This is a genomic window from Photobacterium sp. Ph5 (genome assembly GCF_022129445.1).
GTDB lineage: Bacteria > Pseudomonadota > Gammaproteobacteria > Enterobacterales > Vibrionaceae > Photobacterium.
The window spans coordinates 1-12,922 of record NZ_JADQAQ010000006.1 but is presented as its reverse complement, the minus strand read 5'-3'; the positions used below and the strand labels follow the sequence as shown (position 1 = coordinate 12,922).

The following is a 12,922-nucleotide window of genomic DNA, read 5'->3' as shown; positions in this document are numbered from 1 at the left end:
TGATATTTAATTTATAACGCCATCCAGTAAGTACCATTAAGAGGCACTGGCTGGTAATCACGATATAGTGTTTCTAATGTTTTTTGTGGTGAGAGCTCAGCAAACGTTTTTGGGTAGGCCCATTTAGCAAACGTCTGAATAGCAACAATATTGAGCGGCGTATTATAAAAATGGTGCCAGATAGAATAAGCCCGTTTATTTTTCACTGCGGTTAATTGATTAAGTGGCGGCCGTTGAGTAATGGCAGCCAAAGACTGGTGCGCTACTTTGGCACTAATACTGGTACCAAGAACGATATATTGCGGTGCTTCTTTTTGAGTTTGGGTTGAACCAACAGCGGTACCAATATAAATATCAGGCTGATGCGTTAATAAATACTCTTGATTTAATACGCCCACAGATCCCGGAAGTAATGGCTGCGCCATATTCTTCACCCCAATAAAGTCAAGCATTTGAGCAACCATCCCTCGTGCCATGGTCTCACAACATTCACCGTTAACGCCTACACGGCTATGAAGAAAGACTGTCGGGACATCTTCAGGTTTTACCGTGGCAAGACCTTGCTTCACCTTATCTAATTCTTGGTTATAAAATTGAATATAGCTTTTCGCTTGCGCTTCACGACCAAGTACTTTGCCCATAACTTCTAGGCTGCGTAAGGTATTTTTCACCGGATCTTTGCGAAAATCGATAAAGACAACCGTTACACCCGCACGCTCTAAAATTTCAATAATTTCGCTATTTCGCGCATTAGGCCCATGACCTTCTACACCTAAAAAAGCCACATCCGCTTTAAGCGCTAATGCGGTTTCTAAACTAAAACTCTCAGTTGCGCCTTTACCAAACAGAGGAATATTATCGATGTTAGGAAACGCGGTTTGATATTGTTGATAAGAATCAGGATCCACTAACTTCATGTCTCCCATCATACCGACAATGCGAGATAACACTTGATCGCCTTCTAAAATCGCTAACGCGGGAATATAGCGACTTTCACTTAACAGTAATCTTTCAACTGGTTGAGATATTACGACTTCTCGCCCAGCTAAATCCGTTACAGTGATGCTTTTAGCTACACTGTGAGTACTAAATAAAACCAAGCAAACACTGAGCAGTGCAGTAAGACGATTTTTTATTGATAGAAATTGCGGCATAACTTTCCCTTTGATCACATTCACCTAGCCTTAAACGACAAAAGGAGAGACATCTGTCTCTCCTTGTTCATTTATTTAAAAGGCATACGCAACATTAAAGCGGATATCACGACCCGGCTCGCGTGGTGCACTCGCAATAGCGTTTACATCACCGTAGCTAGCATGATCACGATAATCTTTATCAAAGAGATTTTTAACTGCCAGCGAGAGCGTTAACTCTTCGCCCGATAATGGTTGCCACTGGCTGTAAATATCATGAACGGCATAACCTGGCTTTTCACTATAGTTAGTGACGTACTCCTCACCTTTATAGATTTCAACCACTTCTACCGCATCATCAAGACGATCAACATAGCGACCTGTATAACCAATTAACAAGTTATCAAGTACATAGTAATTAATATCCGCAACCCATGTATCACCCGTAGAGGTACCGATACCAAAGTTTTCATCAATTAAACGTTGACCATCAAGATCTGAGCGAGAGTGGTTGAAGCTTAATGACATACTTAAATCATTGAAGGTGTAGCCAGCACGCGCAGTGAAGCCTTTGGTTTCTAAGTCGCCTTGGTTTTTCGCACTTTTACCGACCACATCGTCAATTTTATTAATGTATGCCGTTGCAGATAAATTAAGACCACCGTTTACCCAGCTCGCACCTACCTCAGTATTATGTGCTCGCTCTGCTTTACGGTTTGGATCTAACTCAATATCAGTCATAAATGAATCAGGGATCTGTGCGCCACGGAAAGCTTCTGCGTAACCTGCATAAACATTCAAGCCAGGTATAACGCTGTAGTTTAGGCTAACATTAGGGCTAAAGCCTGAATGATCGACTTCTGTACCGTAAGAATCTTCTAATTCATATGTATCGTAACGACCACCAACACTTAATAGTAACGGCTCAACAATACGGAAATCACTCTGTACATACACGCCAGCGACAGTGCCTTTGAACTCATAAGTATCAGGGCTATAAGCTAAGAATGTGCCATCTGTTGTATCTTTACGGTAATCAACACCATAAGTGATTGCAAACGAGTTAAAGCTACTCGTGTTACGAATATCACCGCCATAGCTGTGTGTTTTCGCGATATTATTTGTTTCACGAGGTGCGTCTGGACGACTCTTGTGTTTTAGCTCAGTTTCAGTGTTATATGCGGTAACATCTAGCTCAAGATATGGGTTATCAGCAGGATTTAAACCGTAGTTCAACGTGAAAGTATCTCGGTTCATCTCTTGATCAAGCGGGAAGTTCTTTCTACTTTCCGCCCAATGAGGTCGGAAGTTACGATACGCTTCATCATCGCGATGATCATAACTTAAAGTAATTTTTTGTGCGTCAGTGATATCACCAACAAGCTTAATAAAACCAACTTTGTTTTGTGCTTCAGTAAACGGCTGCTCGTTACCATCGCCATCTGTGTAGTTGCCTAAATCGCTATACACCATAGTAGCAACAACGCTTACGTTGTCAGTAAGGTAACCATAGCCGCTAACGCTAGTTTTATACCCTTCGGTATTATCATAGTAGCCCGCCTTCACTAAGCCACCAAAACGTTCGTCACCTTGCAGCATGTCTTCTGCATCTTTGGTTTTAAAACGAATCGCACCGCCCAGTGCACCCGCACCATCTGTCGCACGTCCAGCACCCGCCGCAACTTCAACTTGTTTCAATAATTCTGGTTCTATTGATAAACGCCCTTGGTGGTGGAAAATATTGCCTGATTGAACGGCACCATCAATAGTCACGTTTAGCTGACTATCTTCTAAACCACGAACATAAATCTTTTGAGCGACGCCAGTACCACCACCGATACTGACTTCGGGATCTGTGCGGAAAATATCATTGATATCGTTGGCTTGTTGTCGTTCAAGCTGCTCAGAATCAATAAACACTTCTGTCGCTTGTAATGGGTTACCCATTACAACCATTTTTTCATGTTCACCTTCTGAGTCGGCAACCGCAATTTGTGTAAACAACGCACTTGAGACAGCAACCGTTGTCGGTAGCAGCTTGAATTTGCATCCTTTCAACATCTTAATTTTCCATTGTTAATGATAATAATTATCATTATTTTGCTTCTAAGCACTAAGATGTAAATACTTTTTACAATTGTTACAACTTCACAACCACTTAATAAATATGGAAAAAGCCCTTACCTTTAGATAAGAGCTTTTTTTATATTAATTAAAACTGTAACCAACGCCATGAGCCGTTTTCAGCCGCTCAACAGGCATACCTGCCGATACTAATTTTCGCCGAACTCGGCTTAAGTGCATATCTAAACTGCGGTCATATAAACTAAACTCACGTGACAATACCTGTCGGTATAAATAGTCTTTACTCAGTACTTGATTCTGTTGAAAAGCTAATGTCCAAAGTAAATTAAATTGAATTGGTGTCATTGATAATGTGGTTTCTTTATAACTTACCGCTAAGCTTTGCTTATCCATTTTCAAATCATCAACAATTAATAACTTGGTTTTATTTGACGGTAATTGCCGCTGCTGAATACGTCTTAAAATCGCAATAACACGACACAAGACTTCCTTAATCGGCTGTTTACGTGGAATGTAATCATCTACACCATGAAAAAAACTGTTTACGCATTCTGTATCACTATAGTTATACGCTAATAAAACAATAGGAATGTGAGAAACTTGTCGACACTGTTTTAAAAACGTAAAACCCTTCATTTCAGGTAATTGATTAGAGACCAACATAAGATCTACTATCGCATTTTTATAAACGTTTTCAGCTTCAAGTGCAGATTGACAACGTTTGATCACAAAACCTTCACGCCAAAACAGTTCAATTAACTGCTGACCATAATTATGATCAGGTTCCACAATTAAGATTGTTCTTGAATGATGGACCTTATCTATATTCATGCCAATCCCTAGCCAAATATCTGTTATTTTATTGATAATAGTTATCACTATCAGTTAGGTAACTGATAATATACGCGCGTTTTTTTATAATCAATGACTATTTATCGATATAAGTTAAATAAAAATTAAAACTAAAATAACAACTCAGCTTGTTTTATATTCTTACTAAACTTATCCAATGCTTTTTTATCATTTATCAAGGTTTGCTTTACATTATTCCCAAACCACTCAAGTGATGCTGTTGCATTTTTATTTTGAGATAATCCATCAATAAAATGTTGATAATCTAATGCCCCTTCAAATAAAGGTGTCATTCCTTCACGGCTACCTGCTGGCGAATAAACGTTATCAGGTGAAAACACGTTTAAATATTCTCGGGAAGCGATATTTTTTAAGTGGTAATGATCGACAAAATCACTAATTTGATTATGGAAATAATTAATATCGGCACCAGATTCCCAAACATGTAAGCTGTCAAAATTAATTTTTAAAGCCGGATGATAAACCTCATCTAAAAGTTGCAGAATCGACTCTGTCGTATCCGCTAAAGTATTGGGATGGGTTTCAACAAGTACATTTAGACCTTGTTGATGCGCGTATTCACAAATATGGCGTAGTCTTGTAACCAGCTTTTCTCGATCATTTTTATTAACCTTATCGCTGGCTTGATGCCCCGCAAAAGTACGTACTTTATTTGTGTTCCAATAATTTGCTAACTTACAAATATGCGCACACTTTTGTTGAGTGACTGTAGGATCCCCCACTAAGGGTAAGTAATCACTTAGCATCGAAATCGAGAGCCCCATTTCCTTTAACCATTGAGCATCATATTGAGGTTGTGACTCCAGACTTATGGCATGTACCCCCCAAAGCTCAATACCTTGAAAGTCATGGCTTCTTGCCCATTGCGCTAAGTGTTCTAATGACATTAATTGATGACGAAACGAAATAGTACAAATAGATAATTGCATATCAGCAAACCTCCATTACAGAATCACACGGTAAGTCGTTTAATTCACACCAATCGGAATACATATCAAATAACCCTTTTTTAATACGCTTTTCTGTTCTGTCTTGCTTATCCAACAAGTATTGAATACCTGTATATAAATTAAGATCTTTGGTTTCTGCCATTTTCATTACTTGATACTGAATACTGGTATAGGTCTGGATTAATTCTTCAATCACATCACACCAATATTCAAAATCATCATCACTTTGACCTAACGCTCTGCCAAAATAAGCAAAGCCATGTTCGTAGGCATATTTACGCACCGCGATAACTTTTAATTCACGTAAAGCAAGTGGGAGATCTGACAAACTAATCCCCTGCGTTCCATCAAGGTGAGCTTGAATAATTTCACGAACAGCATTTGTTAGCGGGTTTTTATCTTCAATAAAGCAAAGCTTGAAATAATCTTGCACCACATTTAACGGCGCATCGTGCAGAGCATTTTCATTAAAAATATACCCTCCCTCAACGGTTGGCTGAGAGATAGCATTTTCAATACGATCTTGTGAAATTTCACCTTGCCAACGAAAGTCAGGATCCCACATCATCCAATGCTTTGGCGTCTCTGTTTCCGTCAACATAACGTAATGGGGAAATGGGTTCTGATTAAATTTATTTTCACGCTCAGGAAGGTGATAAAGATCGAGCATCACCATCAAGTGCTCTGAGTTCGATTTATTACCAAGTAACGCTCTCATGGTGGCTAAATTCGCGAGCTTGGTTTTCTCACTGTCATACCAAGCGATAAGCTCACCACCAAACAAACGTTGGTACCAATCAATAAATAATTGGTGATTAATATCGTCACTATGATATTGCAGTTGGTAGCGCTCACTTACATCAAACGTCGCATCCCATACCGCAAAATAAAATGGTCGATGATCAATGCCTTTGCTCTTTAACGCTTCACACACACAACTAACAAAGCAATGTACTTTTACATCTTCAAATTCAACCTCAGGCTCTTTCGGTTCTAGCTCTGACTCGTTGTTAACTTGGCATAGGAAGTCGGCTAGGCTCGCAACTGTCGCATAATCTGCAGCTGTAATATGTTGCTCTGGTACGGTCAATCCTAAATCGAGCTCTAAATGTAAAATAAGCTGGAGTATTAACACTGAATCTAAATACAACTCTTCATTCAACTTTGCTGATGGACTAAAAAGCGCCATATGGCTATTTTGCATATTTTCTTCAAGCACTTTTTTGATAGCTTGGATCATTTCTTCGCGCTGCATTTTTCTTCCTTAACCAATCGCTGCAATTGAAACACTACTTTGTGAAAGCGCTTTTCGATTTATCTTTCCGTTTGCCGCTTTTTCGATAATCTCGCGCTGCTCTATATCAACGGGTAACTGATGATTCGCTAAACGCGTTCGACACCATTGACGAATACGGCTTGGTTCAATCATAGTGTCTGCCACAAACTGCAAACACACACGCTCACCAGATAACTCATCAGCACGCTTAAACACCACCGCATCTGTAATTTCAGCCAATTCCATCACAACGTTTTCCACATCTTGTGGATACACATTCAACCCAGAAACATTGATCATGTCATCGCTACGGGAAACGAAACATAACTGCCCTTGCACATCAAAAAAGCCAAGATCTTGAGTATTAATATCAAGCTTATTTTTGGGTACGATGATCTCTTGCGGGGAAGTTACATCACTCCCTGCTGATACCCTTAAATGTGGAAGGGGAAAGCCCATTTGATTGGCATAATCAGGATTTTCACAGACGGCAATACAACCTGCTTCAGAACAGCCATATTGCTGGAATAAATACTGACTTCGTACCTTTATCGCTTCAAACCAAGCTTGCGGTAGTACTGTTCCTGACGTCATCACAGCATGTAGCTGTTCTTGTTTGGGGTATAGCTGTACGAGGGAATGCAGTAAGCTTGGTGATGAATAAAGTAAGTGTTCACTATTATCCAAGCATTTTCTCAATAGGTATTTAGGATTAATGTTGGTTATGATCACTGGCACTAAACCACGCTTAAGCGCGACAAGTACGCCACAAATTAATCCATAAGAGTGAGTAATTGGACAAGCAATTAAAGGGGTCATGGACTGAGGTGCAGTAAAAGTTACCACATAACTCTCAATTTCTTCATCAATAGACAACCAAGAGCGAGTGATCACTTTCGGCTCACCTGTTGTCCCAGAGCTAGTTTGTACTAAAACCGCTTGTTGATCTTTGTCTTCTCTTTTTAGCGTCAGTCCCGTCTGCTCAATATCAAAGATAACGATATGGCAGTTTGCTTTGTCTGCTAAACGCTTTGCCGCTAAACGCGGAGTCGTGGCTAAAATAGGATAAAATGACCCGCCATTTCTTTTTAAATATAAACAAAGTGCCAGCAGCTGAGCAGGATTTTGTAGGCACACGGCAACGCGTTTTCCTGCACAGTCTTTTAACTGAGGGTGCGCTGAAAATATTTGGAAACACTGTGAGAAAAAAGCACTATCGATATAATCATCGTTAACGTAAATCATAATATCCCTATTATTTAAAAGCGCACGAAAGCGCATTCGCCACGATATGGTGACACTCTTGTTTCTTAGCCTGAAATTTTCGAGCTAATAATGATTCTGTTGCAATTGAAGTAGATTGATAATCGAGTTGAGCTATCCGATCAGTGAGCTCTGGATGCGCTGCGCTGTACTGTTCGAGCTTATTTTCAACCAGTTGCCAAAACTGCCTTTCCGTTCCACCGTAATGCCATTCAATAAGGTGAGAAACCTCTGCGAGGTTATAAATGAATAAGGTATCCATCACTAATTCACGCAGCAGCTCTACCGAACTCATGGCATAAAATATATCTAAAGGTGCCTTGGTTAAGATTGGTTCTAATAATGCTAAATCAGGTGCCGGAGACTCAGTACTAAGGAACTCTGAGTGGTATTCAACACTTTCATGAAAATCACGAATAATAATCTTTTCAGGCCAACCATGGCGGTGAACCAATACCATGTTTTGTCCGTGCGGCTCCGTCCCCACCCCATACTTGACCAATAAGTGCCAAATTGGGATCACTGCCACCTCAATAAGTTGCGAGAGCCACGGTACTAAGCCATATTTTTCAATCCAATGATCAATGAATGGCTGACCATCTTGCTCGACCATCATCAACGCATTAAATGGCACTGCCGTTTGCTCTGGCGCTAATTTGTTTTCTAAGCTTTCTCTAAAAATAACCGCCAGTTGGTCACTTAAAGGATCACACTCCACCGTTTTCCCAAGCGGTACATAAATCCCGCCAGCGTATTCGGCTAATATGTCTAATCCTGACAACTCAGGGTCTTGACTAACAATGGTTTCAAGCCATGTTGATATCTCTGGCGCTAAACAAACGGAATAACCTGCTAAGGTCCGCTTAGAAGAGGTGTTCACCATATTCAATGGCAATTTGATATTGGCTTTTTCTTTATTAGTTACATTGAGTAAAGTTCTGACCGATTGCGAAGCAACATATTGGTCCCCTAACTCTCCCAAATCGATAATAATTTTCTGATCAAGTAAAGATGGAAAATCTTCTTTGTGTAATTGACGCCACTGCCAAGGATGAACAGGCAATAAAGCATACTCCTGCCAGTTTCCTTGCTGCTGAGATAAAATAAAACTCAGTGTTTGCCAGTGATCTTGATCTAATTCACTAGACCAAAAACGATCATGCTCATCAGGTAAATGTGAACGAAAATGTGTTCTTTTTATCGCGATCCAGTGCAAACAAAATGATTCCCCAGCTTCAGGCCCATAACATTGATGATCAAGAAAGGTAAACCCTGTTCGCGCTTTAAAAGATGGGTGATAAGGATGTCCTTCATCAAGTTGTGCTTCCAACTCAATAAAGCTTGCCTGCCGACGTGAATCACGAGCAGGAATATTGTCTTGATTCCAGCGACACAAATTGGAGGTTTGTTTAAACTCTTCGATAATAGATAACTTAACTTGCTCAAGGGCGGGCAAGTCTCGAACAATATCTTCCCAAGATTGCGAGATAAGCTGAGGCTGACCATCAATCGTTAAAGTTGAAATATCTAAACGATAACGCCCAAAAGCGCCAATATGACCACGAACGTGATAATGCTTTTCCGCCATGAACCAAGTAAACGTATTGTGACCATTCTCAGAGCCAACATCAATTTCAACCAATTGTTCAAACATGATGGCTTCAAAAAGTTGCTTAATGATTCTCTGTTCAGGTTCTAGCGTAAGACAATTAGGCAATGGCATCTGATACCTCCTTTTTCTGATTTGTGGTATCAGCTGTTATAAATGGATTATCGATGTAGCAATAAATCGCCTGTTCGTTCTCAACCATTAATTCATCGACATCGTGGACACGTGTCAGTAAATTCGCTTTCATTGCCCATTGCTTATTTGTCAGTAATTGCTCGACAAATAATTTACCGCCACCCAGTAATGATTTATGTAATGCGGTGAGCCGTTGCTTAACAAAATTCAGTAATAAAGCTTCATCAATAATATGATCAGCGCCTAGTCGACCAATAATCGAAAAGAGATGGTTGATCATTAAATAATAAGTGAATCGCTCACAGATCATTTCATCATCAAAATACAAGTCATGAACACGGCTAGATTCAGGCTCCATACCTTCTAAATAACTACGATAGCTTTTTGATAAATAGAAACCTTGATTATCTCGGAAATAATAATTCGATGGGTATCCACTCTCTAATTGAATAACGCTATTTTGTTGGTGTGCTTCTAAAGCAATGCCATGCTCATCATACAAACGGATCATAGGATCTATCGCACAATCCCAATAACGGGCAAACCATCGCATCGCTACATGAGATTCAGAACAATGTTCTTTCGTTGACAACTCAACAATAATAGAGGCTAATAACGATGTTTGACTTGGCAGCGGATCTTGTGTCAATGCTGCAATAGTAAGAACATCCTGATCTTGACCCGCCTGAAATGGATTTTCTCGAATAATAGTTTCAAAACCACTTTCTTCTTGCTCTGGTAATAATACGGTGACGTATGCAGGATCTGTCACAACATTAAAGCTAGGATAATCACTACTAAATCCCGTCTTACGATATAACCCAACCATAACTACGCCAGCATCAAGTTCATGACGTTTATTTACTCTAAGAGAATTCGTAATTTTTACAGGTATCGAAAACTTATACATCCAAGATAAATGCGCACTGTATAGCGATCTCACAGAGGACGTTGCTGTGAACTTACAACCATGCTGTCCGCTATCAATAATTAGCCCCTGAGTCATTAAATCCAGAATAGCAGGATCATGTAATAATTTTTGCGCTTGCAGCGGATGCATAGGCAAGACTATAAACTCATCTGAAATTTGTAAGTCTGCGGTTTCGAGAGAAGAAGCAATGATCTCTTCAGCTGAAATTGATAATGCTGAGCGCTGGCAAATCAAAGAGCGGGCAACATTAAAGTAATGAAGTGCAAACTCCCCTTTTAATTCAGGCGCATAATATTGATGATGAAAATCAAGCATCCCTTGACGACTTTTAGGCGTCGGATGTTGCCAATGTCCAAAAACTAAACTCTGTTCAGCATCAATAAAACAGCGAGAAGGCGGTGCATTTTTTGTCATATTTTCCGCCAAAAAATACTCCATGAGCGACATACTTTCTAACAGGCGAATCAAGAGTTCCTGTTTTTTCAGTGACATTGTCTTTTGCTCAAAAAGTGAATCTAACAGCGTAATTGCAGCTTCTTTTTCAGAGATGGTATACCAATTTTCATCATTGTTTTTTAACCAAATATCACCAAAAGCATGGCGACCAACAATGGTTTTATAAGTCACTTCAACGGCAATAACCACATGTTCTTTAGGCAAGCTTATTTCAATAATCCACTGACACGATGGTGAACAACATAATTCATTTTTCTCTATCCACGCATCAGTTCGATACCATAAATCTTGCTTACATTCTTTTAAGTAACAATTAAAGAGGGCCTGAAATGAAGCGACTTCAGCTATTTTTTTTGCTGTTAACATCATGTTGAACCGACTATTTATTGATAAATAAGAAATTAGTTAAAGATTCTTAATGATATTAATTCTCATTTCAACAATGATTACATTTGTTACACAAAAATGTATGCGGAAGCAAAACATGGCACTTCAACGCTCGTACTTATGATTGAAACGCTTCAAAATGGATAATTAAGCTCATTCATAAAACATAAAAATCATGACGTATAACAAGGTCACTCAAGGCCCTATCATTAGTACTTTTTTCCTGTTTGCTTTTCCTGCACTCATTGCATTACTTGCTATTACGACTGCAAGTTTGGTCGATGGGATCTTTGTAGGTAAATATCTGGGTCCTCAAGCTTTAGCTGCTATCAATATTCTTATTCCCTACATCACATTCATGTTTGCATTGGGTCTAATGGTGGCTATTGGTGGGACAGTTACTGCAGGAAAATTTATCGGAGAAGGAAACTATAAAGAGGCTAATGGTATTTTTACCTTATCGTTAATCTCTATTTTTTTATTCGCTACCTTGATGGCGATTATTAGTTTATTTTTCAATGAGAGTTTATTTTTATTTCTTGGTGTTGATGAACAATTAGCCCCCCTTACTCAAGCTTACTTCCAAGTAATATCAGTCGTACTCATCATTCAACTAACCACGATGGTTTTATATTATTTTGTACGCGTAGATGGATTTCCAACTCTAGCAACAACAGCTTTAGTCTTGGGCTCTATCGTTAATATCATGCTTGATGTTCTTTTTCTTGGCTATTTTCAGTGGGGAATTCAATCGGCCGCTTGGGCAACAGGTATAGCACAGATAATACAGCTATTAGTCCTCTGTACTTTTTTCACTAAGAAACAAAGGTTGATTAAATTTCAGCTCTGCCATTCAAGCGTGAAGCCTTACTTCAGAGGGTTACTTAATGGGATTTCAGAATATATCAATGAAATTTCTGTAGGTATTGTTATTTTCACTATTCATTGGCTATTGATGAAAGAGCAGGGCAATACCGCTATCTCAGGCTTCGCTGTCGCAAACTATATGTTATTTATTAGCATGATGCTGTTTTACGGCATTATCGATGCGCTTCATATACTGGTAAGCCAAAACTATGGAGCAAGAAATTTCACACGCATTAACCAATTCATGCTTTTAGCTACCGTTACCGTGATAAGTATTAGTACGCTATTAATATTAAGTGCGCTGTCTGTATCAGATTCAATAACGAAGCTTTTCATTGAAAATACAGAATCTGACGCCTATCAATTGGCATTAAGTTATATTGGCGTTATATGGCCCTGTTTTATCTTTAGCGGAATAAATGTCTTACTATCTTGTTATTTCACAGCGATGCATTGTCCTCTTCAATCATCTATTATCGCTTTATCAAGAGGGTTAGTTTTACCTGTATCACTACTTCTACTCTTCACAAATTTTATTCCAAGCATCCCGTTTCTTTTTGCTTTACCTATCGCAGAGTTCAGCACTTTTATTATTGCATTAACGCTTTACCTTCATTTCCAACACAGCATAAAACACAAGTCTAAGCTGGTAACTATATGATGCTTATAATAATCAGCCATACAAAAAAGCTCTACTGAGATCTTAAATAAGTGGTCGAAAGTACAAGACTTGCCTAAGCTTCGCAATAAAAGCTTAACTACACACTATCATTTCAACTTTCTACAGACGAAAAAAAGCCTCGCTATTACTAGCGAGGCTTCTTAATAAGTGGCGGAACGGCCGGGCTTGCGCTCAAGCGGGACTCGAACCCGCGCCCCCCGGCGTGACAGGCCGCTAAGCCCTCCAATAAAGAGGCTAACCAACTGAACTACCAACTCACTCAAATACATTTAACT

Annotated in this window: 9 protein-coding genes; 1 reads left to right on the top strand and 8 read right to left on the bottom strand. The window is 39.3% G+C overall.

Annotated features, from left to right (window positions below):
- Positions 1-11 precede the first annotated feature (11 nt).
- From I3259_RS03740 to I3259_RS03705, 8 genes are all read right to left on the bottom strand, one after another.
- Positions 12-1,154 (bottom strand): ABC transporter substrate-binding protein, encoded by a 1,143-nt coding sequence (locus I3259_RS03740; RefSeq protein WP_238028392.1) that lies wholly within the window; start codon positions 1,152-1,154, stop codon positions 12-14.
- 75 nt (positions 1,155-1,229) lie between these two features.
- Positions 1,230-3,194: a TonB-dependent receptor gene (locus tag I3259_RS03735; protein WP_238028391.1), complete on the bottom strand. Its 1,965-nt coding sequence runs from the start codon at positions 3,192-3,194 to the stop codon at positions 1,230-1,232.
- Positions 3,195-3,341: 147 nt separating this feature from the next.
- A complete protein-coding gene (locus tag I3259_RS03730; protein WP_238028390.1) occupies positions 3,342-4,049 on the bottom strand; it encodes a response regulator transcription factor in 708 nt (235 codons plus the stop codon).
- Between the two features lie 131 nt (positions 4,050-4,180).
- The gene (locus tag I3259_RS03725; RefSeq protein ID WP_105059577.1) at positions 4,181-5,020 is read right to left on the bottom strand and encodes a TIM barrel protein; all 840 of its coding nucleotides are present in this window, start codon (positions 5,018-5,020) and stop codon (positions 4,181-4,183) included.
- A 1-nt stretch (position 5,021) separates the two neighbouring features.
- Positions 5,022-6,296 carry a DUF6005 family protein gene (locus I3259_RS03720; RefSeq protein ID WP_238028389.1) on the bottom strand — a complete coding sequence of 425 codons (1,275 nt, stop codon included), beginning with the start codon at positions 6,294-6,296 and terminating at the stop codon, positions 5,022-5,024.
- Between the two features lie 9 nt (positions 6,297-6,305).
- The gene (locus I3259_RS03715; protein ID WP_238028388.1) at positions 6,306-7,562 is read right to left on the bottom strand and encodes an AMP-binding protein; all 1,257 of its coding nucleotides are present in this window, start codon (positions 7,560-7,562) and stop codon (positions 6,306-6,308) included.
- A gap of 10 nt (positions 7,563-7,572) precedes the next feature.
- Positions 7,573-9,303 (bottom strand): IucA/IucC family protein, encoded by a 1,731-nt coding sequence (locus tag I3259_RS03710; RefSeq protein WP_238028387.1) that lies wholly within the window; start codon positions 9,301-9,303, stop codon positions 7,573-7,575.
- A complete protein-coding gene (locus tag I3259_RS03705; protein WP_238028386.1) occupies positions 9,290-11,080 on the bottom strand; it encodes an IucA/IucC family protein in 1,791 nt (596 codons plus the stop codon). Before I3259_RS03705 ends, I3259_RS03710 begins: the two co-directional genes overlap by 14 nt.
- Positions 11,081-11,273: 193 nt before the next feature.
- Here I3259_RS03705 and I3259_RS03700 point away from each other — a divergent pair, with 193 nt between their 5' ends.
- Positions 11,274-12,626, top strand: a complete 1,353-nt coding sequence (locus I3259_RS03700; protein WP_238028385.1) for an MATE family efflux transporter — start codon at positions 11,274-11,276, stop codon at positions 12,624-12,626.
- Positions 12,627-12,922 lie beyond the last annotated feature (296 nt).

What these genes read in the sequence shown, in the direction of transcription:
- I3259_RS03735 (WP_238028391.1), bottom strand. Translation starts at nt 3,194, where the DNA reads ATGTTGAAAGGATGCAAATTCAAGCTGCTACCGACAACGGTTGCTGTC.
- I3259_RS03710 (WP_238028387.1), bottom strand. Translation starts at nt 9,303, where the DNA reads ATGCCATTGCCTAATTGTCTTACGCTAGAACCTGAACAGAGAATCATT.
- I3259_RS03720 (WP_238028389.1), bottom strand. Translation starts at nt 6,296, where the DNA reads ATGCAGCGCGAAGAAATGATCCAAGCTATCAAAAAAGTGCTTGAAGAA.
- I3259_RS03705 (WP_238028386.1), bottom strand. Translation starts at nt 11,080, where the DNA reads ATGATGTTAACAGCAAAAAAAATAGCTGAAGTCGCTTCATTTCAGGCC.
- I3259_RS03725 (WP_105059577.1), bottom strand. Translation starts at nt 5,020, where the DNA reads ATGCAATTATCTATTTGTACTATTTCGTTTCGTCATCAATTAATGTCA.
- I3259_RS03730 (WP_238028390.1), bottom strand. Translation starts at nt 4,049, where the DNA reads ATGAATATAGATAAGGTCCATCATTCAAGAACAATCTTAATTGTGGAA.
- I3259_RS03700 (WP_238028385.1), top strand. Translation starts at nt 11,274, where the DNA reads ATGACGTATAACAAGGTCACTCAAGGCCCTATCATTAGTACTTTTTTC.
- I3259_RS03740 (WP_238028392.1), bottom strand. Translation starts at nt 1,154, where the DNA reads ATGCCGCAATTTCTATCAATAAAAAATCGTCTTACTGCACTGCTCAGT.
- I3259_RS03715 (WP_238028388.1), bottom strand. Translation starts at nt 7,562, where the DNA reads ATGATTTACGTTAACGATGATTATATCGATAGTGCTTTTTTCTCACAG.